A 20,491-nucleotide genomic window follows, 5' to 3' on the forward strand; every position below is an offset into this window, starting at 1 on the left:
CGCGGTCCACAAGCAATTAGGTGAATTACTTCTCGATGATCGCGAGAACGTCGCGAGCCGAGAGGACGAGGTACTCCTCGCCGCTGTACTTCACTTCGGTGCCGCCGTACTTGCTGTACAGAACGACATCGCCGACGGAGACGTCGAGCGGAAGGCGCTCGCCGTTCTCGAATCGGCCCGGGCCCACGGCCAGGACGACGCCCTCCTGGGGCTTCTCCTTGGCGGTGTCCGGGATAACCAGGCCAGAGGCCGTGGTCTGCTCGGCGTCGAGCGGCTGGACCACAATGCGGTCCTCAAGCGGCTTGATGGCAACCTTGGTGCTGGCGGTCGTCACGATCCGACCTCCCCCTTCGGAGATCTCACGGGGTTGACTGTCTGAGGGTGGCGACCAAATAGATCCGTCGTCGCGGGTGCCGGACCTGTCAGTCGCGCTTTGGCACTCTCCAGTGGGGAGTGCCAGACCCGAGACTATGACTGCGATTAGCACTCGGTCAAGCGGAGTGCCAATGAGCGCGGTCGTGGCGGATTTCCCGGTGCGGAAAAGCGGCTCCTGGGCCGGGGTTCCTCACGGGTCGGGCAGGACCGAAGGGCAGTGCCGCAGCGGTGGCGACGGCGGCGAAGGGGTGGAGAACGGCGGGGACGGCGGGAACGGCGGCGAAGGCGGTGGCGCGGGCGACATCTCGTGCAGCCCGCAGACGGGGCGTACGGGGGCGCCCGCCGCGGACGGGGACGAGGACGGGGGCACGGACATCGGCCCCGCTCCCGATCCCGGACCCGGCGCCCCCGAACCGGCGCCGGCCCCCGCCCCCGGCCCCGGCCCCGCCTTCGCTCCAGGTCCGGGACCCGGTAGCGGCACAGGCACCGGGGGCGGGACCGAGTCATGCGGATTCACCCGCTGCGCCGCCTTGCGGCCAAGTCGTTCGATCGGGTCCATCGGGTCCATCGCGCCGGACGACTGCGCGCAGCCGGCCGCGAGGAGCGCACCGGCTGCCAGCACCCCGGCCAGCAGCCGGTGCGCGGGCCTCATACGTAGTCCTCCAGCCTGCCCACGGCGTATCCCTTGTCGGTGACGACCTTCATCACATGGCGGATCATGTCGGGCATCGAGCCCTTCCACTCGTCCCGTCCGCGGAAGTGGGTCAGGATGATGTCGCCGGGGTGCATGTCCCGGTCCCACTCGCGCCACTCCATGTGGTCGGGGAACGCCTCGGACGCCCAGATCGGCGCGGCCTTGATCCCGCACTCCTTCGCGGCGCGCAGCGTGTCGGCGTTGTAGTTGCCGTACGGCGGCCGGAAGAGCGTGGGCCGCTTCCCGTAGTTCCTCTCCAGCAGATCCTGCTGGCCGCAGATCTCCCGCTTCTGCTCCTCGTACGACAGACCCGGCATGTACGGGTGGTTGAGGGTGTGGTTCTGAATGGCGACCCCGCGGTCCCGCATCTGCCCGAAGTAGCCGTAGTTGTCGTTGATGACGTAATCGCTGAGGAAGGCGGTGTAGGGGATCTTCAGCTCGCTCATCATCCGCAGCAGTTCGGGGTCCTTCTCCGAACCGTCGTCCATCGTCAGGAAGACGACCTTCTTGCCGTCGACCGGAACGGTGGTGAACAGCGGCGGCAGATCCTCGCCCCCCTCGACCTCGAAGCCCTCACGGGTGCTGATCTCCGGCTTGACAGCGGGCGGCCTGGGCGCGGCCAAGGGGGTACTCGCGAGCCCCCACTTCTTCGCGGCGACGGCGCGCTCGGCCTGGGCGCGGCGTACGTTCTCGGGCGAGTAGAGCGCGTCCAGTTCGGCCGCTGTCCGCTCGCCCGGCACCCCGGGGGCGGCTGGCCGGCCCGGCTTCCCGGCGGCGGGCGCGGCGGGCGCGTGCTGCACCGGTTCGGCGGACCGGTCGGTACATCCCGAGCCGAGGGCTGCGACCAGCAGCGCGGCCAGAACCGTACGACCGCACCATCGCCTGGTTTCCCGCCTGGTGACGGGTGCGCGATATGCGGCCTGTGTGGACATTTCTTCTTTTTGTCGTACTAGCTGCATGGCGTCGCATCCTGTCAGCGCGCGGAGCCCGCGAGCACCCGACACCGCCGCCCCGGCGTGTACCGTCCCCCGGCTGGCCCACAATGGGGCGGGTGACCGACCGCGCCTCCTCCCCCGCCGCCTCGCCCCTTCCGGGACCGGCTCCTGCCACGCCGCTCCTCGCGCCCCTCCTCTCCGCCGAGGGGCAGGCGCTGCTCGCCGAGGTGCGCGACCACGACCCGGCTCAGGAACTCGCCCTCGCCACCCGGCTGCGCCGTGAGCACCCGGCCGAGCTGGTGTCGGCGGCGCTGGCGCAGGCGCGGCTGCGCCAGCGCGGGGTGGCGAAGTTCGGCGCGGCCGACGCGTACCGCATGTACTTCACACCGAACGGCGTCGAACAGGCCACGCGCGGCAGCGTCGCCGCTCACCGGGCCGCCCGCTTCCGCGCCCTCGCACCGGACTCCGGGAACTCCGGGAACTCCAGGGTCACGGACCTCTGCTGCGGCATCGGCGGGGACGCGATCGAACTGGCCCGCGCGGGACTCGCCGTGACGGCGGTCGACCTCGACCCGCTGACCTGCGAGATCGCCCTCACCAATGTGCGCACCCTGGCACCGGACGGTCCGCCCGTGACGGTGACCCGGGCGGATGTCCTGGAGTACGACACGACCGGGGCCGACTCCCTCTTCATCGACCCGGCGCGGCGCGGCGGCCGGGGCAGGATCTTCGATCCGGAGGCGTACTCACCGCCGTTGTCCTGGGCGATCGACGCGGTACGGCGGGTCGGCGCGGGCGCGGTCAAGATCGCGCCCGGCATCCCGCACGAACTGATCCCCGACGACTTCGAGGCCGAATGGATCTCGGACGGCGGCGATGTGAAGGAAGCGGTGCTCTGGCACCGGCGCGAGGGCGGGCACGGGCCCCTGAGCGAGCGCGGACACGGTGGCCCGGCGGCCGTCGTCCCCGGTGCGCGCCGTGCCACCCTCCTGCCGTCCGGGGCCACCCTCACCGGCCGCGGACTGCCCGATCCGCCCGTCCGTCCCCTCGGCCGCTTCCTGTACGAGCCGGACGGCGCCGTCATCCGCGCGCATCTGGTCGCCGAGGTCGCCGAGGACCTGGTCGGCGGACTGCTCGACGAGACGATCGCCTACATCACGGCCGACGAACCGCGCCCGACACCGTTCGCCACCGCCTATGAGATCACCGACCAACTCCCCTTCGGGCTCAAGAAACTGAAGGCGCTGCTGCGCGAACGCGAGGTCGGCGTACTGACCGTGAAGAAGCGCGGCTCGGCCGTGGAACCGGAGGAGTTGCGCCGACGGCTCAAACTCAAGGGCCCCCAGGCGGCGACGGTCTTCCTCACCAGGGTCGCCGGCGCCCCCACGATGCTCATCGGCCACCCGGCGGAACAGGCCGGGAGCGCGCCAAGTTGACGGCGGGAACGCCAAGTTGACGGCGGGAACGACAGACGGACCGACAGACGGACTGACAGGTGGAATGACCGGTGGAATGACAGACGGCAATGGCAAGCGGCCTGATCAGTCCAGGTCGGTCAGCTCGTCCGCGTAGATCTGTGACAGCGGCTGCGGGCCGATGTACTGCTGGCAGTTGCACTGTCGGCGCTCGTACCGCAGGGGCTTCTTGTTCTCGTCCCACTCCATCGGCGCCTCCACGTCCTCGTGGCACTTGCCCTGCTTGTCGTGCTTCGCCAGATGGTGGGTGCAGCCGCACACCGGCTCCGGGGGCTTGTTGGCCTCTTCAAGGGCCAGCCGCTCGTGCTCCTGGAGTTTGAAGCGCTCGATTCTTCGTTCGTGCCGGGTTCGGAGCGCGGTACGGCCGGTGTCGGCGATCCAGCCGAAGCCGCCCACGATGAAGAAGACGAATATCCACCAAATCCATTCCATCCGCCGCCCCTTAACCCTGAATGGCGCATGCGTTCCCTCTTCAGGATAGGACGGACACGGCAGGACTGGCCTCAGCGGTGCGCTCCCCCGCCCCCGCGGACCGGTACCGACCCCATCAACAGCCGCTCCGACCAGCATTGATGTCTGACCGAAGGGACCAGTCCCAGCAGCCCGGTCACCAGGAGGGTGACGCCGAGCCCCAGCGCGTACGCGGTCTCACCCAGCGTGGCCGTTTCGCGGCCCGTCACGCCCCCGGTCCCGGCCTCGGACAGGGCACGGCCGGTCAGCCACACCCCCACCAGGCACAGCAGCACCGACGGCAGCAGCCACATCACGGACCGCCCGTGCGCCCCCAGACGGGGGTCCGTCAGGGGTTCCGGGGCGACGCGTGCCCAGGCCTCCAGGCGCTCCCGTATGACACGGCCCCGGCTCAGCCAGAAACCGACCCCGACCACCGCCGGGATCAGGAGAACGGCCGCGAGCGCCAGCGCCACCACTCCGGCCGGCAGACCGAGGCCGCCCCCCTCGAAGCTCTGGATCGCCGTCCCCACGGCCGCCCAGCCGACCACGGCGAGCGCCCCTGTCAGCCAGAGCGCCGCCAGCCGCCCGAAGGACAGACCGCGCCTGCTCAGCACCACCATGACCTGGGTACGCTCGGCGAGCCGCGCCGCGCGGTCGGGCCAGGTGCCCTCCGCACCCTCCTCCGGGGACGGCGGGGGCGGCGGCAGCGGAGCGCGGCTGATCATTCGCCAGAGGTTAGCGGTGCGCGGAGGCGTCGACGGCGCGGGGTCGGCACCGGTGACACTCCGTAGCGTCATTCGCGGGTGTCCGGGACGCACCCGGGTAGTTTCGGGGCGATCGAGCCGAACGAGGTCCACCCATGCCACCGCTGTCCTTCGCGTATCTGCTGAGATGGCTGCTGGGCAGTGAGCGCTGGCAGCGGCTGCATGTGAGGGCGGCCGTGTGGGCCGCGCTGGCCGTCGTGGTGATCCTGCTGGCCGGCTCCTGGATCATCGTCCCGTTCGAGGCGTCGGCGCCGCGCGCGACCATCACGTCCTTTCCGCTCGCTCTGTGGTGGTCGATCGAGACGGCAACCACCGTGGGGTACGGGGATCTGTATCCCGTCACCGCGCCGGGGCGCGTCATCGCCACTGTGGTGATGCTCGCGGGGATCTCCCTGTTCAGCATCGTCACGGCGTCCGTCGCCACCTGGTTCGTCGGCGGCGCCGCCCGCCACGCGCGTCAGCTGGCGCTGGCGGTCGAGCGCGCGGAGCGCGAGGGGCGGGCGGGGGTCTCGGAGGAGACGCGCGCCCTCCACGAACGGTTCGACCGTCTGGAACGCCTGCTCATGGACCGCGGCGGCCAGGCGCCCCCGAAGGACCGCTGACCGGTCACGTCATCCGGCCATCAGGCCACCAGGTCAGCGGGCCACCGGGCCGCCTTGGGCACCGGGTCACTTCGCGGCGGCGACCGGCCGCCCGAGGATCTCGGCCAGCCGTGAGTAGCCGTCGCCGCCGTGTCCCGCGTCGATGGCCTGCCGGGCGATGCCGAGCGCGGCGCTGAGCACCCCGGTCTCCAGGCCGCGGGCGCGCGAGGCGTGGATGATGTGGTCCATCCCCGCCGCGGCCGAGAGGAGCGAGGACTCCTCGCCCGGGAAGCGGCCCTCCTCGATATGGCGCGCGAAGGTGTCCAGGATGCCGGGCAGCAGAGCGCTGATGCCCTTGGCGTAGCGGGCGAAGTCCGTCGCGCCGATGTTCTCCCCGGCGGCCAGCGCGAAGGCGTGGACGACACCGCTCATGGCGGTCCAGAAGAGGTCGAGCAGCGCCACGTCGTGCGCCGCCGCCCGGCCGGGATCCGTACCGAGATGCGCGGCGGTGCCGCCGAGACTCGCCAGGGCGGGCCGATGGGTCTCGTACAGCTCCTCCGGTCCGCTGTAGAGGACAAGGGCGGCGGATTCCCCGATCGTCCCGGTCGGGGTCATGATCGACCCGTCGAGATAGCCGATGCCGTGTCCGGCGGCCCAGGCGGCCGTCTCACGCGCACGGTCCGGCGAGTCGGTGGTCAGGTTCACCAGGGTCCGCCCCTTCAGCGCGGCCGTGGCGGGGGCGAGGAGCGCGTGTACGGCGTCGTAGTCCAGGACGCATACGAGCGTGAGCGGACTCGCCGCCACCGCGTCGGCGACCGTCTCGGCGAGAACGGCGCCGCGTGCGACCAGTTCATCCGCCTTGCCTGCCGTGCGGTTCCATACGGTCGTCGGGTGGCCGTTCTTCAGGAAGGCGCCGCCGAGCGCGCGGCCCATCGGGCCGAGGCCAAGAATCGTCACGGATGTGCGGTTCGCAGTGTTCGGTTCCGTCGTCGTCATGACGGTTAAGCTAAACCTTCACGTTGACGTGAGAGTCAACTCCCGCTGGTGGGGGGCCATATGCGTATCGGAGAACTGGCCGGCAGGACCGGGGTGAGCCGGCGGGCGCTGCGCTATTACGAGGAGCAGGGGCTGCTGCGACCGGAGCGCGGACCGAGCGGGTACCGCGAGTACGCCGAGACCGACGTGGCGGACGTGCGGCGAATCCGCACGCTGCTCGCGGCCGGTCTCGGCACGGCGGTGATCGCCGAGGTGCTGCCCTGCATGGTCGAGGTCGAGGAGGAGGGAGCCCTCCTGGCGCCCGGCTGCCCGGAGCTGGTCCCCGGGCTGTCCCTGGAGCTCGCCCGGATCAAGGAGGCCATCGCGCAGCTCGACGCCGCCCGCGAGGTCCTCACGGCCATCATCAACGCCCCGGTCCCGGCCGCGGCCCCGCCCCCCGCCGGGACCGCGCGCACGACCTGACCCCGCGGCTGCGCCGCACGCCGCACTGCTCACGCCTCACGGCTCACCGCTCACGGCTCACGGCTCACGGCTCACGGCTCACGGCTCACGGCTCGGCGATCTCCCGGAGCTCGACGGTGATGTCGAACTCTTCCTCGTGGATCTCCACAAAGCGCCGGGTCCACTCCATGGCCTGCTCCTTGTCCTTCGCCTGCACGATCGCGTACCCCCCGATGACCTCCTTGGCCTCGGTGAACGGCCCGTCGGTGACGCTGAGCCTCCCGCCGCTCCGCCGAAAGCGCACACCCCGCGCGGACGGCGTCAGCCCGGCGGTGTCGAGCAGCACACCGGCCTTGGTCATCTCCTCGATCAACTCGCCCATGCGCCGCATCAGCTCGGGACTGGGCCCACCGGCGGGCGCGTTCTTCTCGTCACTGCTGACCGTGGACAGATAGCGCGGCATGGTGACTCCTCGGTGTGTACGGCGGGCTGTTGCCCGCCACTCACCCTTACGTCGAAGGTGAGCCCCCCGGATCGACACACACCTCGACACCCACCCCGACACACGCCGGGAATTCCTCTCGGGGGAATCCGAGCGAGAGTGCCAACAGCATGTGCGTACCTGCCCGGGCATCCCGCGACACGAGGCCGAGCCCGCCGGTCGGCTATCGCGCCGCGACCGACTCGAAGCGCCAGCGGTGGGGTGGGCGGGCGACGAGGTCCGGGGGTGGGGTGGGGAGTTCGGGGAGATCCGCGTCGTAGGGGGCGTCCCACCAGGTGATGACCAGGACGCGGTCCTGGGGGGCGCGCAGGAGTTCCCGGCGCAGGGGGGCGTACGACAGTTCGCGCGCCCGCGCCCACTCCAGCAGCTCCGCGCCCCGGCCGGGCGCCGCTCTCGCCTCCCACATCAGGGCGACCGTCATGAGTACAGATTGTCCTTCGCCACTTCATGCACATGGTCGTGATCGTGCCGGTGGTCATGGTCCTGCCCCGGCACATGCGGCTCCGTCACCGGCAGCGACGAGTCCGCCGACAGCTCCCAGTCCGACGCCGGCCGGTTGCGCGCCACCATCTCCGCGCCCAGCGCCGCCACCATCGCGCCGTTGTCCGTGCACAGCCCCGGGCGCGGCACCCGCAGCCGGATGCCCGCGCGCTCGCAGCGCTCCTGGGCGAGCGCGCGCAGCCGGGAGTTGGCCGCGACGCCGCCGCCGATCATCAGATGGTCCACGCCCTCGTCCTTGCAGGCGCGGACGGCCTTTCGGGTCAGTACGTCGACCACCGCCTCCTGGAACGAGGCCGCCACGTCCCGTACGGGCACCTCCTCGCCCGCGTTCCGCTTCGCCTCGATCCAGCGGGCCACCGAGGTCTTCAGGCCCGAGAAGGAGAAGTCGTACGGCGCGTCGCGCGGGCCAGTCAGTCCGCGCGGGAAGGCGATCGCGGACGGGTAGCCCTCCCTCGCCAGCCGGTCGATCACCGGGCCGCCCGGGAACCCCAGCTGGAGCACCCGCGCGATCTTGTCGAACGCCTCGCCCGCCGCGTCGTCGATGGTCGAGCCCATCGGCCGCACATCGGCCGTGATGTCCGGCGCGAGCAGCAGCGACGAGTGGCCGCCGCTGACCAGCAACGCCATGGTCGGCTCGGGCAACCGGCCGTGTTCCAGCTGGTCGACGCAGATGTGGGAGGCCAGGTGGTTCACCCCGTACAGCGGCTTGCCCAGCGCGTACGCGTACGACTTCGCCGCCGAGACCCCCACCAGCAGGGCGCCCGCGAGGCCGGGGCCCGCGGTCACGGCGATGCCGTCCAGATCGCGCGCGGAGATCCCCGCCTCCTTCAGCGCGCGCTCGATCGTCGGAACCATCGCCTCCAGATGCGCGCGGGAGGCGACCTCCGGCACGACACCGCCGAAGCGCGCGTGCTCGTCGACGCTCGACGCGACGGCGTCGGCGAGCAGGGTCGTCCCCCGGACGATGCCGACGCCGGTCTCGTCGCAGGAGGTCTCGATACCGAGAACGAGGGGTTCGTCAGCCATGGGTCTCAGTTCCTCGATGGGTCTTCACGTGGTGGCGCATGACGAGCGCGTCGACATTTCCCGGCTGGTAGTAGCCACGCCGGAACCCGATCGGCTCGAAGCCGAACCGCTCGTACAGCCGCTGCGCCCGGAGGTTGTCCACCCGCACTTCGAGCAGCACCTCCTCGCACTCGAAGGCGGTGGCGTGCTGAAGGAGATCGGTGAGCAGCCGGGAGCCGAGGCCGGTGCCCCACTGGTCGCCGGCGGCGGCGATGGTCTGTACGTCGCCGAGTCCCCCGGCGGCGGCGAGTCCGGCGTATCCGACGATCCGGCGGCTCCCGCCCTCCGTCGTCTCGGCCACCACGTAGCGGCGGGTGGCCCGGGGGCCGCGCGCGTGGGCCAGCTCCGACCAGAACATGGCCGGGGACCAGGCGTCCTCGGGGAAGAGGTCACGTTCGAGGGCGAGTACCGGCTCGATGTCCCACCAGCGCATCTCGCGCAGGACGACGGCGGGAGCAGCGGCGCTGTCGGCCGCGGCGCTGTGGCCCGCCGCGCTGTCGGCCGCCGCGCTGTCGGCCGCGGCGCCGTTGGCCGTGGTCCCGTCGGCCACGATCCCCTCAGGGGCATCGGTGCCGTCAGGGGCATCGGTGCCGTCCGCCGCATCAGTCGCGTCCGTCACTTCGGCGTGACCACCTTGTAGTTCTTGGGCACCTGCGCGTCGGGCCGGCGCAGATACAGCGGCAGCGCCGGCAGGAACTCCCCGCCGGACGCCAGTCTCTCCGCCGCCAGCGAGGCGAGCGCCGCGGCCGACTGGTGCTCGGGGCCGCGGGCGTCCGGAAACGTGTCGGGGTAGAGCAGCGCCCCGGCGCCGACGGCGGGCAGTCCCGCGACAGCCGCCGCGATATCGGCGGGCCGGTCGACGGCCGGTTCTGTCAGTCGGGTGCGGGGGTCCGCGTAGCGCGCCCAGTAGACCTCCTTGCGCCGCGCGTCCGTCGCGACCACGAAGGGGCCCTCGGCCCCGGAGGCGTACGCGAGGCCGTCGAGTGTGCACAGCCCCCGCACCGGCACCCCGAGCGCGGAGCCGAGGGTCAGCGCCGTGACCAGGCCGACGCGCAGTCCCGTGTACGGGCCGGGACCGACGCCGACGATCACGTCCGTGACGGCGTCCAGTTTCAGTCCGGCCCCGGCGAGGGCCCGGTCGACGGCGGGCAGCAGCAGTTCCCCATGGCGGCGCGCGTCGACCCGGCTCTCCTCGGCCAGGACGGAGCTGCCGTCGTGGAGGGCGACGGTGACGGCGGGCGTGGCGGTATCAACGGCGAGCAGAAGCACGCAAACAGCCTACGGCTCCCGGCCCCAAGGCACGGCGCCCCGCCCCGTCAGCCGCCTGCTGCTAACGTCACCAACTAGTCATACGTACGAGAGGTGGATCAAGGTGTCCAGGAGCAGCTCGGGAATCGTGGCCGGGCTCACCGCGGCTGCCGTGGCCGTGGTCGGTTTCCTCGCCTACCAGGCGTCGGCGAATGTCCCCGACGCCTTCGCCAAGCCCAAGGCACCCCGTACCGCACCCTCCGGCGCCGCCGGGGCCCCCGCGCAGAAGCCGAAGAACCCGCATGCCCTGCCCGCCGAGTCGGGCGAGGGCGACCGGGTCGTCTACGCGCTGGCCGACCGGCGCGTATGGCTGGTGGAGAAGAACCGGGTGACCCGGACCTTCCCGGTCATGCCGAGCACCGTCAGCCCCGAAGCCGGCTCGTACCAGGTGACCTCCCGGTCGGGATCGGTCACGGGCTCGGACGGGGTACGGATCGAGCATGTCGTGCGGTTCGCGCTCGTCGGCGATGTCGCGATCGGCTTCAGCGCGGCGGTGGACGGCACGCTGTCGAGCCCCGATCCGACGCTGAAGACCGGCGGCGTCAGGATGAAGGTGGCGGACGGAAACGCGATGTGGACGTTCGCGACGGTCGGTTCCAAGGTCGTGGTCGTCCCGTAAGGCCGCGGGCCGCGGGCCGGGGTCCTTGCCCGGCCGCCGCCCCTCCCGGCCACGGCCACCCACGTCCGCCCCACCCTCTTACGCGGCGTCGCGCTCCCTCGCGGCGTCGCGTCTCTGTTCCCGCTCGCGCCGCGACTCCAGCTGCCCGGCTTCCCCGGCCTCGGCGTCCTTGGCCGCCCGCGCCTCGGCGACCGCCACGGCCGACGGCTCGCACGGCGGCGTCGACACGGCCGCCGCCGAAGCGCAGGACGCCAGCAGATCCTTCATGGAAACGGACGACGGCGAGAGCGACCGCGTCAGATACGAAGTGGAGCGCGGTCGCGGTTCATGTGCTGGCGCCGGCATGGATGCCTCCTGGTGTTCGGGGGCAGGCATAGTTAGGTAGACCTAACCACTTCTCCGTACCATGTCACCACGTACGGCACGGCACGCGCAACATTTTGCCGACGTCTTGTCGGAATGTACGGAACGGCTGGCCGAATCAGTGGATCAGCGCGGCCAGGTCCGTGTCCGACCAGCGGCTGCCGAAGCCGGTCAGGGTGACGACGCGCCGTTCGTCAGCGTCCGCGCCGCCCGGGTCGGCCTCCGTATCCGCGTTCGCGTCCGCGTTCGTCTCCGCGTTCGCGTCCCCGTCCACGGTCCGGTCCGCGCCCACGGTCCGGTGGATCACCACATGCAGCCGGTCGTCCGACAGGTCCTCGACCTTGCCGTCGCCCCACTCCACGACCACCACGGAGTCCGGCAGCGAGACATCCAGATCCAGGTCCTCCATCTCGTCCAGCCCCCCGCCCAGCCGGTACGCGTCGACATGGACCAGCGCGGGGCCGCCGACCAGGGACGGATGGACCCGGGCGATCACGAACGTCGGTGAGGTGACGGCGCCGCGGACGCCAAGGCCCTCGCCGAGGCCGCGCGTGAGAGTGGTCTTGCCCGCGCCGAGTTCACCGGTCAGCATCACCAGATCGCCGGGGCGCAGGAGCGCGGCGAGTCCTCGGCCGAGCTCCCGCATCCGCTCCGGGGTCTCCACGGTGAGGCGGACGGCCGACCGGTCAGGGCGGTCGGGCCGGTCACGGCTGTCACGGCCGTCACGGCTGTCGGGACGGTCGGGCTGGTCGGGCTGGTCGGAACAGTCGGTACGGCGGGGGGCGGGCGCGGCCTCAGCCCCCGGGCCCTGCGGTGCTTCCATGAGTGCCAACGTTAGCCGCTGCCGGCATCGCGCCGACCCGTGCCAGCAGGTCGGCGAGCCGGTCCGTGACGGCCTCCGGATGCTCCAGGATCACCAGATGTCCGGCGTCCGGTACGAGCACGAGCTCCGCGTCCGGCAGCAGATCGCCGATGGCCTCGCTGTGCGTGCTGGGGGTCACCAGATCGCTCTCCCCGGCCAGGACCAGCGCCGGGATCTCCAGGAAGACCGAGAGCGCCTGCACCTTGTCGTGGTCGGTGAAGGCCGGATAGAACTCCGCGACCACATCGATCGGGGTCGACTCGATGAGCCGCTCGGCGAACCGTACGACCGCCGGGTCCACATCCTTCGAACTGAAGGAGTACCGCTTGATCAGCCCCGCGAAGAGATCCGCCGTCGCCCGGCGGCCGCGCTCGACCAGCTCGGCCTGGGAGCCGAGCGCCTTGAGGACGCCGGGCAGGACTCGCCGTACGGCGTTCACGCCCGCGACCGGCAGGCCCCAGTTGACCTCGCCGAGCTTTCCGCTCGACGTGCCGATGAAGGCGACACCGACGACCCTCTCCCGTACCAGCTCCGGATACTGGTCGGCGAGGGCCATGATCGTCATCCCGCCCATGGAGTGGCCGACGAGCACCAGCGGGCCCTCGGGCGCCGCCGCGTCGATGACGGTTCTCAGATCGCGGCCGAGCTGGTCGATCGTGACCGGGACCGCGCCGGGGCCCTGCTGGGCGGCGCCGCGCGCGGAGCGGCCGTGGCTGCGCTGGTCCCAGTGGACGGTGCGGACGAGTCCGCGCAGGGCGGCGCGCTGGAAGTGCCAGGAGTCCTGGTTGAGGCAGTAACCATGGCTGAAAACAACCGTGACCGGTGCGGGGGACTTCCGGCCGAAGAGCCTGCGGCGGCGCGGGCCGGCCGCCGGATCCGCGCCGGTCGCGTCCTCCGGGTCGACCTCGTCGATCTCGTAGTACAGCTCCGTACCGTCGTCGGCGAGCGCCTTGCCCGGCGCCCCGCGCAGCGCGCCGTACGGACCCGACGCGTCGAGCGCGAGCCGGGCCCTTCTGCGCATCCCGCGGCCGACGGTCAGTCTCTCGATCGCCACCCCGGCCGCCGCACCCGCGGCGATCACGCCTATCGCGGCTCCGGCGACGCCGGCCTTGCGCCAGTTGCCCGTGACCGACGCCATCATGGCGGCCGCCCTGGACGCCGTGTCACCCGCCGCGCTGCTCTCGCTCACCGTGCGCTCCTCGTCGTTCCGGCGGAATCTTCCCCGTCGTGCCGATCTTCACCCGGCGGAGGTCACACGGGCCGTTGCCTCTTCAACATACCCAGGGCGGCAACCGACGCGTTCGAGCCAGATACGCGGACCGCTCGTCGCCCCGGTCATCCGGACCGCGTGTCCACATAGACGCGGGGGACGCGTGAACCGATACGTGTGACGATCTCGTAGGCGATGGTGTCCGCCGCCTCGGCCCAGTCCTCGGCGGTCGGCTCACCGCGGTCACCCGGACCGAACAGGACGGCGGTCGCGCCCGGCTCGGGGATGTCGCCGCCGAGGTCGACCACGAACTGGTCCATCGCGACCCGCCCGGCCACCCGCCGCCGCACCCCTCCCACGAGGACCGGCCCCCGGTCGGAGGCATGGCGCGGGATGCCGTCGGCGTAACCGAGGGGCACGAGCCCGAGGGTCGTCTCCCGCGACGTGACATAGCGGTGGCCGTAGCTGACGCCGTGGCCCTCCGGCACCCGCTTGACCAGGGCGACGGAGGCGGAGAGCGTCATCGCGGGCCGCAGGCCGAAGTCCCGCGAGGTGCCGAGCTCGGGGCTCGGGGAGATGCCGTACATGGCGATGCCGGTCCGTACGAGATCGAAGGAGGCCTCGGGGAGGGTGAGCGCGGCGGCCGAGTTGGCGATATGCCGGACCTCGGGCTCGACGCCCTCCTTCTCGGCGTACGCGACCATCTGGTGGAAGGCGTCGAGCTGCGCGGCGATGGAGGGATGGCCCGGCTCGTCGGCGCACGCGAAATGGGACCAGAGGCCGGTGACCCGGACCAGACCCGCGGCCTGCGCGTCGAGCGCGGCGGCCACCAGTTCGGGCCAGTCGGCGGGCTGGCAGCCGTTCCGGCCGAGGCCGGTGTCCGCCTTGAGCTGGATACGGGCGGGACGCGCCGCCGCGCGCGCCGCGTCGGTCACCTCACGCAGGGCCCACATCGCGCTGACGGACATGTCGAGATCGGCCTCGATGCCCTCCCGCCAGGGGTCGCCGGGCGTCCAGAGCCAGCACATGACCCGGCTCCCGATGCCCGCCGCGCGCAGGGCGAGCGCCTCATGGGGGGTGGCCGTGCCCAGCCAGGTCGCGCCCGCGTCGAGGGCTGCCCGCGCGGTGGGCACCATGCCGTGTCCGTATCCGTCGGACTTCACGACACCCATCAGGGCGACGCCGGGTCCCACGCGGGAGCGCAGCGCGCGCACATTGCCCCGCAGGGCGGCGAGATCGACTTCGGCCCGTGCGCGGACACCGGTCGACGTGTGTGTGTTCTCGGTCATCGTGCCCAGTCTCTCAGAGCGATGTCCGGCGCCGGTGCGATGTCATCGCCGCCCGGCGCGGCCGCCCTCGGCATCCTCGGCCCACGCTCCTCAGCCCTCCTCAGCCCTGCTCAGCCCTCCTCAGCCCTCCTCAGCCCACGACGTTGCGCCACGCCTCCGGCAGGTTCTCCGCCACGTCGTCCGCGGCCAGCGGCGCGTTCCTCGATGCCAGCCGGGCCGAGAGGCCATGGAGATAGGCGGCCACCGACGCCGCGTCGCGGGCCGGCAGTCCGGCGGCGAGCAGGGAGCCCGACAGGCCCGAGAGGACATCCCCGCTGCCCGCCGTGGCCAGCCAGGACGTGCCCGTGGGGTTCACCCGGACCGGAACGGCCGGGTCCGGGTCGGCGATCAGCGTCGTCGAACCCTTCAGCAGCACCGTCGCGCCGTACCGCGCCGCCAGCTCCCGCACCGCCGTCAGCCTGCCCGACTCGACCTCCGTCCGGGCGACGCCGAGCAGTGCCGCCGCCTCGCCCGCGTGCGGGGTGAGGAGGGTCGGGGCCGTACGTCCCCGCACGGTCCCCGCGTCCAGCAGCCGCAGCCCGTCCGCGTCCACCAGCACCGGGACGTCCGAGGCCAGGACGTCCGCCACGGCGGCCTCGGGGCCCGAACCGTCGCCCGGCGCGTCCCCCAGCCCGGGGCCGACCGCCCAGGCCTGGACCCGGCCCGCCTTCGACGGCGGTCCCTCGTGCACCAGCGTCTCCGGGAAGCGCGCGATCACCGCGTGCGTGCCGGGGCCGACATAGCGGACGGCGCCCGCGCCGCCCCGCAGCGCGCCCGAGACCGCGAGCACCGCCGCGCCCGGATAACGCACGGAGCCCGCCACCACACCGACCACACCGCGCCGGTACTTGTCGCTCTCGCCCGTCGGCACCGGCAGCAGCCGGGCCACATCCTCGTGCTGGAGCGCTTCCAGTTCCGGCACGGACGGCAGATGGGGCGCGAGGCCGATGTCCACAAGCCGTACCGCGCCCGCGTGTTCCCTGGCGGGGTCGATCAGCAGGCCCGGTTTGTACGTACCGAAGGTCACCGTCACATCGGCGCGCAGCGCCTCACCCGTCACCTCCCCGCTGTCGGCCTCGACGCCGCTCGGCAGATCGACGGCGACGACCAAGGCGCCGGAGCCGCGCGCCGCCCGGGCCACCGGTACGGCGTCGGGGCGCAGCCCGCCATGTCCGCCGATGCCGGTGATGCCGTCGACCACGAGGTCCGCGGCGGTCAGTTCGTCGTAGAGGTCGCCGGCGCCGGCGACGCGACCACCCGCGCCGAGCAGCGCCGTCAGCCCGCCCTCGTGGGTCCGGCCGGGGGCCAGCGGTACGACGGTGACGGCGGCGCCGCGACGGGCCAGCCGGACCCCGGCGTAGAGGGCGTCACCGCCGTTGTCCCCGCTGCCCACGAGCAGGACGACACGTGCCCCGTACACCCGTCCCAACAGATCCCGCAGCAGGCCCGCGCAGACGGCGGCGAGACCGGCGGCGGCGCGCCGCATGAGCGCGCCCTCCGGCAGCCGTGCCATCAGCTCGCGTTCGGCGCTCCGTACCGTCTCCACGCTGTACGCAGTACGCATTCGACCAGCCCTTCCACCGTCGTCACCCGCGTTCGCCCCCCGTAGCCTGCCGTCGTCCGCCCACCCTCAACCCTCCGCGATCACCACGGCGGACGCCACCCCCGCATCGTGGCTGAGCGACACATGCCAGTTCCGTACGCCAAGCTCCGCGGCGCGCGCCGCGACCGTCCCCCGTACCCGCAGCCGTGGCTGCCCGCTGTCCTCGACGCACACCTCGGCGTCCGCCCAGCGCAGTCCGACGGGCGCGCCCAGCGCCTTGGCCACGGCCTCCTTCGCGGCGAACCGCGCCGCCAAGGAGGCCACTCCGCGCCGCTCGCCGCTCGGCAGCAGCAACTCCCGCTCCGAGAAGAGCCGGTCGGCCAGTTGCGGTGTCCGCCGCAGCGACTCCCCGAACCGGTCGATCTCCGCCACGTCGATCCCCACCCCGATGATCAACTCATCCTCCGTCCCGGCCGGCGTATCCACTCGGCTCGCACTCGCACTCTCCCTCACTCCACGGTCACGGACTTCGCCAGGTTCCTCGGCTGGTCCACCTCATTGCCGCGCGCGGTCGCCAACTCGCACGCGAACACCTGCAACGGCACCGTCGCGACCAGCGGCTGAAGCAGCGTAGGCGTCGCGGGGACACGGACCAGATGATCCGCGTACGGCACCACCGCGTCGTCCCCCTCCTCCGCGATCACGATCGTGCGCGCGCCCCTGGCCCGGATCTCCTGGATGTTGGACACGATCTTGTCGTGCAGCACCGAACGCCCGCGCGGCGAGGGTACGACCACCACCACCGGCAGATCCTCCTCGATCAGCGCGATGGGGCCGTGCTTCAGCTCACCGGCCGCGAACCCCTCGGCGTGCATGTACGCCAGTTCCTTCAGCTTGAGCGCGCCCTCCAGGGCCACCGGATAGCCCACGTGCCGGCCCAGGAACAGCACCGTCCGCTTGTCCTTGAGCGAGCGCGCCAGGGCCCGTACCGGCTCCATCGTCTCCAGGACCCGCTCCACCTCGTGGGAGATCCGCGACAGATCCCGGATGACGGCCCTGATCTCGTCGCCCCACTTCGTACCGCGCCGCTGCCCCAGATACAGCGCGACCAGATAGCAGGCCACCAGCTGGGTCAGGAACGCCTTGGTCGAGGCGACGGCGACCTCGGGGCCCGCGTGCGTGTAGAGGACCGCGTCCGACTCCCTCGGAATCGTCGAACCGTTCGTATTGCAGATGGCCAGCACCTTCGCGCCCTGTTCGCGGGCGTGCCGCAGCGCCATGAGCGTGTCCATGGTCTCGCCGGACTGCGAGATCGCGATCACCAGCGTGCGCCGGTCCAGGATCGGGTCCCGGTAGCGGAACTCGCTGGCCAGTTCCACCTCGCAGGGCATCCTCGTCCAGTGCTCGATGGCGTACTTCGCGATCAGCCCGGCGTGGAAGGCCGTCCCGCACGCCACGATGACGACCTTGTCCGCCTCGCGCAGCACGGCTGCCGGGATACGTACCTCATCGAGCGTCAGCGAGCCCTCGGAGTCGATCCGTCCGAGGAGGGTGTCCGCGACCGCCTTGGGCTGTTCCGCGATCTCCTTGAGCATGAAGTAGTCGTAGCCGCCCTTCTCGGCGGCGGACGCGTCCCAGTCCACGTGGTACGAACGGACGTCGGCCGGCGCGCCGTCGAAGTCCGTCACCACCACACCGTCGCGGCGCAGTTCGACGACCTGGTCCTGGCCGAGTTCGATCGCGGCACGGGTATGGGCGATGAACGCGGCGACGTCCGAGGCGAGGAAGGACTCGCCGTCCCCGACACCCACCACCAGCGGGGAGTTACGGCGCGCGCCGACCACCACGTCCGGCTCGTCCGCGTGCACGGCGACGAGCGTGAACGCCCCCTCCAGCCGCCGGCACACCTGCCGCATTGACTCGGCGAGATCGCCGCACGACGAGAACGCCTCGGCGAGCAGATGCGCCACGGCCTCGGTGTCGGTCTCCGACTCCAGGTCGTGGCCGCGCCCGGCGAGCTCGGCGCGGAGCGCGGCGAAGTTCTCGATGATGCCGTTGTGTACGACGGCGACACGGCCCGCGTTGTCCAGATGGGGGTGGGCGTTGATGTCGGTCGGGCCGCCGTGCGTGGCCCACCGGGTATGCCCGATACCGGTGGTGCCGCTCGGCAACGGCCGTTCCACCAGCGTCTTCTCCAGGTTGACGAGCTTGCCCGCCTTCTTCGCCGCGGCCAGCCCGCCGTCGGCGAGCACCGCGACCCCGGCGGAGTCATACCCCCGGTACTCAAGCCGTTTGAGGCCCGCGATGACCACATCGAGCGCCGACTGTCCTCCGACATATCCCACGATTCCGCACATGTCGGCAGCCTAGGTGGTGTCCGGTCGAACTTCGTGGACCGGCCGGTGGGGCGCCCCATGCGTCTCGTACCGCCCCGGGCACGTGACTGAGCACACCACCCACCGGGGCCCCGCACCCCCGACAATGGCGGGGTGATCACTTCGCCGCCACGAAGCGCCCCACGCCGGGGCGACCATGGGCCGACACCCTATGTCGACCTCAGCCGGGCCGAGTGGAGCGCGCTGCGCGACAAGACGCCGCTGCCGCTCTCCGCCGAGGAGGTCGAGCGGCTGCGCGGACTCGGCGATGTCATCGACCTCGACGAGGTACGGGACGTCTATCTGCCGCTCTCCCGGCTGCTCAATCTCTATGTCCAGGCCACGGCGGGGCTGCGCGGCGCGCTGAACACCTTCCTCGGGGACGCGGGCAACGGGCACGGCTCCCAGCGCGGTACACCGTTCGTCATAGGCGTGGCGGGCAGTGTCGCCGTCGGGAAGTCCACCGTGGCCCGGCTGTTGCAGGCACTGCTCGCGCGCTGGCCGGAGCACCCCCGCGTGGAACGCGTCACCACCGACGGCTTCCTGTTCCCGATGAAGGAACTCCAGGCCCGCGGACTGATGTCGCGCAAGGGCTTCCCCGAGTCGTACGACCGCCGGGCGCTGACCCGGTTCGTCGCCGACATCAAGGCGGGCAAGGACGAGGTCACCGCGCCGGTCTACTCCCATCTGATCTACGACATCGTGCCGGACGAACTGCTCACCGTACGGCGGCCCGACATCCTCATCGTCGAGGGTCTCAATGTCCTCCAGCCCGCGCTGCCGGGGAAGGACGGCAGGACCAGGGTCGGGCTGGCCGACTACTTCGACTTCAGCGTGTATGTCGACGCCCGCGCAGAGGACATCGAGACCTGGTATCTGAACCGCTTCCGCACGCTGCGCGAGACGGCCTTCCAGAACCCCGCCTCGTACTTCAGGAAGTACACCCAGGTCTCCGAGGAGGAGTCCCTCGACTACGCCAGGACGATGTGGCGGACCATCAACAAACCCAATCTGCTGGAGAATGTGGCGCCCACGCGCAGCCGCGCCACACTGGTCCTGCGCAAGGGCCCCGACCACAAGGTCCAGCGGCTGTCACTGCGCAAACTCTGAAGAACTGAAGGACTGTCAGCGTGCTGCATCTGCGCCTGCTCGTGCCGGACGGCCGTACCGACGAGGTCGTGGGGACCCTGGAGCGGACCGTCGGCACCGCGCATCTCGTCGTCGTGCCGGGGGCTTCCCGCGATCCGCGCGGCGATCTCGTCATATGCGATGTGGCGCGAGAGGCGGGCAGCGAACTGATCGCGCGGCTGCGCGCCCTCGGGATCGACGAGACCGGTTCGATCTCGGTGGAGAACATCGATCTGTCGCTGTCGAAGACGGCGGACGAGGCGGAGGAGGAGGCGCCCGGTGAGGGCGCCGACGCCGTGCTGTGGGAGCACCTGGAGGAGGTGACCCACGAGGAGTCCTCGCTCTCCCTCACCTATCTGGCGTTCCTCTCGCTCGCGACGATGATCGCGGCCTGCGGTGTGGTGCTGGACAACGCGATCCTGATCGTGGGCGCGATGGCGGTGGGGCCGGAGTTCGGCCCGCTCGCCGGGATCTGTACGGCGCTGGTGCAGCGCGCCCCGCTGCTGGCGTGGCGCTCGCTGATCGCGCTGATCGCCGGATTCGCGGTGGCGATGGGGCTGACGACCGTCTTCAGTCTGGTGATGGACGGCTTCGGGCTCTTCACGGAGTCCCTGCTGGAGGCCGACCGGCCCAATACCTCGTTCATCTGGAACCCGGACCTGTTCTCCCTGGTGGTCGCGGCGCTCGCGGGCGTGGCCGGGATGCTCTCGCTGACATCCGCGAAGTCGGGCGCGCTGGTGGGGGTGGCCATCTCGGTGACGACGGTCCCGGCCGCGGCCAACGCGGCGGTCGCCCTCGGCTATGGCGACTTCGCGCAGGTATGGGGCTCCAGCAGCCAGCTCCTGCTGAATCTGGCGGGCATCGTCGCCGCCGGTACGCTCACGCTGCTCGCCCAGAAGGCGCTGTGGGCGGCGCGGCGGGGCCGGATACGGCGTACCGGCGTCCCCCGCGCCCCGAAGACGAACGAGTGACG

Annotated in this window: 24 protein-coding genes; 6 read left to right on the forward strand and 18 right to left on the reverse strand. The window is 71.7% G+C overall.

All coding sequences use genetic code 11. From position 1 onward, the window contains the following. Positions 1 to 25: 25 nt before the first annotated feature. The 3 genes from groES to ABTZ59_RS15145 all read right to left on the reverse strand — a co-directional run bounded on the left by groES (position 26) and on the right by ABTZ59_RS15145 (position 2,028). Entirely contained in the window at positions 26 to 334 is a 309-nt protein-coding gene (gene groES / locus ABTZ59_RS15135) for a co-chaperone GroES (protein WP_023539274.1), read from the reverse strand. 231 nt (positions 335 to 565) lie between these two features. Beyond that, complete coding sequence (locus tag ABTZ59_RS15140) at positions 566 to 1,027, reverse strand: hypothetical protein (RefSeq protein ID WP_351396385.1); 462 nt, start codon at positions 1,025 to 1,027, stop codon at positions 566 to 568. Continuing rightward, the gene (locus tag ABTZ59_RS15145) at positions 1,024 to 2,028 is read right to left on the reverse strand and encodes a polysaccharide deacetylase family protein (RefSeq protein ID WP_351396388.1); all 1,005 of its coding nucleotides are present in this window, start codon (positions 2,026 to 2,028) and stop codon (positions 1,024 to 1,026) included. The genes ABTZ59_RS15140 and ABTZ59_RS15145 overlap by 4 nt, the downstream gene beginning before the upstream one ends. 83 nt (positions 2,029 to 2,111) lie before the next feature. Between ABTZ59_RS15145 and ABTZ59_RS15150 the strand changes: the two genes are divergently transcribed. Further along, positions 2,112 to 3,440, forward strand: coding sequence for a class I SAM-dependent methyltransferase (locus ABTZ59_RS15150; RefSeq protein WP_351396391.1), 1,329 nt, complete (start codon positions 2,112 to 2,114; stop codon positions 3,438 to 3,440). 105 nt (positions 3,441 to 3,545) lie between these two features. On the opposite strand, the gene ABTZ59_RS15155 is transcribed toward ABTZ59_RS15150, so the two are convergent. Continuing rightward, entirely contained in the window at positions 3,546 to 3,911 is a 366-nt protein-coding gene (locus ABTZ59_RS15155; RefSeq protein WP_351396394.1) for a hypothetical protein, read from the reverse strand. Positions 3,912 to 3,982: 71 nt separating this feature from the next. After that, positions 3,983 to 4,657, reverse strand: a complete 675-nt coding sequence (locus tag ABTZ59_RS15160) for a hypothetical protein (protein ID WP_351396397.1) — start codon at positions 4,655 to 4,657, stop codon at positions 3,983 to 3,985. Positions 4,658 to 4,791: 134 nt separating this feature from the next. Here ABTZ59_RS15160 and ABTZ59_RS15165 point away from each other — a divergent pair, with 134 nt between their 5' ends. After that, entirely contained in the window at positions 4,792 to 5,298 is a 507-nt protein-coding gene (locus ABTZ59_RS15165) for a potassium channel family protein (RefSeq protein ID WP_351396400.1), read from the forward strand. 66 nt (positions 5,299 to 5,364) lie between these two features. Here the strand turns inward: ABTZ59_RS15165 and ABTZ59_RS15170 are convergent, their stop codons facing one another. Continuing rightward, positions 5,365 to 6,273 carry an NAD(P)-dependent oxidoreductase gene (locus ABTZ59_RS15170; protein WP_351396403.1) on the reverse strand — a complete coding sequence of 303 codons (909 nt, stop codon included), beginning with the start codon at positions 6,271 to 6,273 and terminating at the stop codon, positions 5,365 to 5,367. Between the two features lie 60 nt (positions 6,274 to 6,333). On the opposite strand from ABTZ59_RS15170, the gene ABTZ59_RS15175 reads away from it, so the two are divergent. Continuing rightward, entirely contained in the window at positions 6,334 to 6,735 is a 402-nt protein-coding gene (locus ABTZ59_RS15175) for a MerR family transcriptional regulator (RefSeq protein WP_351396406.1), read from the forward strand. 85 nt (positions 6,736 to 6,820) lie between these two features. Here the strand turns inward: ABTZ59_RS15175 and ABTZ59_RS15180 are convergent, their stop codons facing one another. The 5 genes from ABTZ59_RS15180 to tsaB all read right to left on the reverse strand — a co-directional run bounded on the left by ABTZ59_RS15180 (position 6,821) and on the right by tsaB (position 10,051). Next, the gene (locus ABTZ59_RS15180) at positions 6,821 to 7,177 is read right to left on the reverse strand and encodes a YciI family protein (protein WP_351396409.1); all 357 of its coding nucleotides are present in this window, start codon (positions 7,175 to 7,177) and stop codon (positions 6,821 to 6,823) included. 202 nt (positions 7,178 to 7,379) lie between these two features. Continuing rightward, entirely contained in the window at positions 7,380 to 7,637 is a 258-nt protein-coding gene (locus ABTZ59_RS15185; protein ID WP_351396412.1) for a hypothetical protein, read from the reverse strand. Beyond that, the gene (gene tsaD, locus ABTZ59_RS15190) at positions 7,634 to 8,743 is read right to left on the reverse strand and encodes a tRNA (adenosine(37)-N6)-threonylcarbamoyltransferase complex transferase subunit TsaD (RefSeq protein WP_351396415.1); all 1,110 of its coding nucleotides are present in this window, start codon (positions 8,741 to 8,743) and stop codon (positions 7,634 to 7,636) included. Before tsaD ends, ABTZ59_RS15185 begins: the two co-directional genes overlap by 4 nt. Next, positions 8,736 to 9,215, reverse strand: coding sequence for a ribosomal protein S18-alanine N-acetyltransferase (gene rimI / locus ABTZ59_RS15195; RefSeq protein WP_351396718.1), 480 nt, complete (start codon positions 9,213 to 9,215; stop codon positions 8,736 to 8,738). Before rimI ends, tsaD begins: the two co-directional genes overlap by 8 nt. 182 nt (positions 9,216 to 9,397) lie before the next feature. Continuing rightward, on the reverse strand, positions 9,398 to 10,051 hold the full coding sequence (tsaB, locus tag ABTZ59_RS15200) for a tRNA (adenosine(37)-N6)-threonylcarbamoyltransferase complex dimerization subunit type 1 TsaB (RefSeq protein WP_351396418.1): 654 nt from the start codon (positions 10,049 to 10,051) through the stop codon (positions 9,398 to 9,400). A gap of 103 nt (positions 10,052 to 10,154) precedes the next feature. Between tsaB and ABTZ59_RS15205 the strand changes: the two genes are divergently transcribed. Next, the gene (locus ABTZ59_RS15205) at positions 10,155 to 10,709 is read left to right on the forward strand and encodes a L,D-transpeptidase (protein ID WP_351396420.1); all 555 of its coding nucleotides are present in this window, start codon (positions 10,155 to 10,157) and stop codon (positions 10,707 to 10,709) included. Between the two features lie 78 nt (positions 10,710 to 10,787). Here the strand turns inward: ABTZ59_RS15205 and ABTZ59_RS15210 are convergent, their stop codons facing one another. The 7 genes from ABTZ59_RS15210 to glmS form a co-directional block, all read right to left on the reverse strand. Then, positions 10,788 to 11,054 carry a hypothetical protein gene (locus tag ABTZ59_RS15210; protein ID WP_351396423.1) on the reverse strand — a complete coding sequence of 89 codons (267 nt, stop codon included), beginning with the start codon at positions 11,052 to 11,054 and terminating at the stop codon, positions 10,788 to 10,790. A gap of 136 nt (positions 11,055 to 11,190) precedes the next feature. Then, positions 11,191 to 11,895, reverse strand: a complete 705-nt coding sequence (tsaE, locus tag ABTZ59_RS15215) for a tRNA (adenosine(37)-N6)-threonylcarbamoyltransferase complex ATPase subunit type 1 TsaE (RefSeq protein WP_351396426.1) — start codon at positions 11,893 to 11,895, stop codon at positions 11,191 to 11,193. Beyond that, the gene (locus ABTZ59_RS15220; RefSeq protein WP_503002862.1) at positions 11,867 to 13,123 is read right to left on the reverse strand and encodes an alpha/beta fold hydrolase; all 1,257 of its coding nucleotides are present in this window, start codon (positions 13,121 to 13,123) and stop codon (positions 11,867 to 11,869) included. The genes tsaE and ABTZ59_RS15220 overlap by 29 nt, the downstream gene beginning before the upstream one ends. A 146-nt stretch (positions 13,124 to 13,269) precedes the next feature. Next, the gene (alr, locus tag ABTZ59_RS15225) at positions 13,270 to 14,433 is read right to left on the reverse strand and encodes an alanine racemase (RefSeq protein ID WP_351396429.1); all 1,164 of its coding nucleotides are present in this window, start codon (positions 14,431 to 14,433) and stop codon (positions 13,270 to 13,272) included. A gap of 130 nt (positions 14,434 to 14,563) precedes the next feature. Continuing rightward, positions 14,564 to 16,036: an NAD(P)H-hydrate dehydratase gene (locus ABTZ59_RS15230; protein ID WP_351396432.1), complete on the reverse strand. Its 1,473-nt coding sequence runs from the start codon at positions 16,034 to 16,036 to the stop codon at positions 14,564 to 14,566. Between the two features lie 66 nt (positions 16,037 to 16,102). Then, on the reverse strand, positions 16,103 to 16,471 hold the full coding sequence (locus ABTZ59_RS15235) for a holo-ACP synthase (protein ID WP_249948314.1): 369 nt from the start codon (positions 16,469 to 16,471) through the stop codon (positions 16,103 to 16,105). Between the two features lie 53 nt (positions 16,472 to 16,524). Beyond that, entirely contained in the window at positions 16,525 to 18,372 is a 1,848-nt protein-coding gene (gene glmS, locus ABTZ59_RS15240; RefSeq protein WP_351396434.1) for a glutamine--fructose-6-phosphate transaminase (isomerizing), read from the reverse strand. Between the two features lie 132 nt (positions 18,373 to 18,504). On the opposite strand from glmS, the gene coaA reads away from it, so the two are divergent. Together coaA and ABTZ59_RS15250 are read left to right on the forward strand one after the other, a co-directional pair. Further along, positions 18,505 to 19,500, forward strand: coding sequence for a type I pantothenate kinase (coaA, locus tag ABTZ59_RS15245; RefSeq protein ID WP_351396437.1), 996 nt, complete (start codon positions 18,505 to 18,507; stop codon positions 19,498 to 19,500). 20 nt (positions 19,501 to 19,520) lie between these two features. Further along, positions 19,521 to 20,489: a DUF389 domain-containing protein gene (locus ABTZ59_RS15250; RefSeq protein ID WP_351396440.1), complete on the forward strand. Its 969-nt coding sequence runs from the start codon at positions 19,521 to 19,523 to the stop codon at positions 20,487 to 20,489. The last annotated feature ends 2 nt before the right edge of the window (positions 20,490 to 20,491 follow it).

This window comes from Streptomyces sp. NPDC094034 (assembly GCF_040303865.1).
Classification (GTDB): domain Bacteria; phylum Actinomycetota; class Actinomycetes; order Streptomycetales; family Streptomycetaceae; genus Streptomyces.

What these genes read in the sequence shown, in the direction of transcription:
- ABTZ59_RS15140 (WP_351396385.1), bottom strand. Translation starts at nt 1,027, where the DNA reads ATGAGGCCCGCGCACCGGCTGCTGGCCGGGGTGCTGGCAGCCGGTGCG.
- ABTZ59_RS15145 (WP_351396388.1), bottom strand. Translation starts at nt 2,028, where the DNA reads ATGCAGCTAGTACGACAAAAAGAAGAAATGTCCACACAGGCCGCATAT.
- ABTZ59_RS15150 (WP_351396391.1), top strand. Translation starts at nt 2,112, where the DNA reads ATGGGGCGGGTGACCGACCGCGCCTCCTCCCCCGCCGCCTCGCCCCTT.
- ABTZ59_RS15155 (WP_351396394.1), bottom strand. Translation starts at nt 3,911, where the DNA reads ATGGAATGGATTTGGTGGATATTCGTCTTCTTCATCGTGGGCGGCTTC.
- ABTZ59_RS15160 (WP_351396397.1), bottom strand. Translation starts at nt 4,657, where the DNA reads ATGATCAGCCGCGCTCCGCTGCCGCCGCCCCCGCCGTCCCCGGAGGAG.
- ABTZ59_RS15165 (WP_351396400.1), top strand. Translation starts at nt 4,792, where the DNA reads ATGCCACCGCTGTCCTTCGCGTATCTGCTGAGATGGCTGCTGGGCAGT.
- ABTZ59_RS15170 (WP_351396403.1), bottom strand. Translation starts at nt 6,273, where the DNA reads ATGACGACGACGGAACCGAACACTGCGAACCGCACATCCGTGACGATT.
- ABTZ59_RS15175 (WP_351396406.1), top strand. Translation starts at nt 6,334, where the DNA reads ATGCGTATCGGAGAACTGGCCGGCAGGACCGGGGTGAGCCGGCGGGCG.
- ABTZ59_RS15180 (WP_351396409.1), bottom strand. Translation starts at nt 7,177, where the DNA reads ATGCCGCGCTATCTGTCCACGGTCAGCAGTGACGAGAAGAACGCGCCC.
- ABTZ59_RS15185 (WP_351396412.1), bottom strand. Translation starts at nt 7,637, where the DNA reads ATGACGGTCGCCCTGATGTGGGAGGCGAGAGCGGCGCCCGGCCGGGGC.
- tsaD (WP_351396415.1), bottom strand. Translation starts at nt 8,743, where the DNA reads ATGGCTGACGAACCCCTCGTTCTCGGTATCGAGACCTCCTGCGACGAG.
- rimI (WP_351396718.1), bottom strand. Translation starts at nt 9,215, where the DNA reads ATGCGCTGGTGGGACATCGAGCCGGTACTCGCCCTCGAACGTGACCTC.
- ABTZ59_RS15210 (WP_351396423.1), bottom strand. Translation starts at nt 11,054, where the DNA reads ATGCCGGCGCCAGCACATGAACCGCGACCGCGCTCCACTTCGTATCTG.
- tsaE (WP_351396426.1), bottom strand. Translation starts at nt 11,895, where the DNA reads ATGGAAGCACCGCAGGGCCCGGGGGCTGAGGCCGCGCCCGCCCCCCGC.
- alr (WP_351396429.1), bottom strand. Translation starts at nt 14,433, where the DNA reads ATGACCGAGAACACACACACGTCGACCGGTGTCCGCGCACGGGCCGAA.
- ABTZ59_RS15230 (WP_351396432.1), bottom strand. Translation starts at nt 16,036, where the DNA reads ATGCGTACTGCGTACAGCGTGGAGACGGTACGGAGCGCCGAACGCGAG.
- glmS (WP_351396434.1), bottom strand. Translation starts at nt 18,372, where the DNA reads ATGTGCGGAATCGTGGGATATGTCGGAGGACAGTCGGCGCTCGATGTG.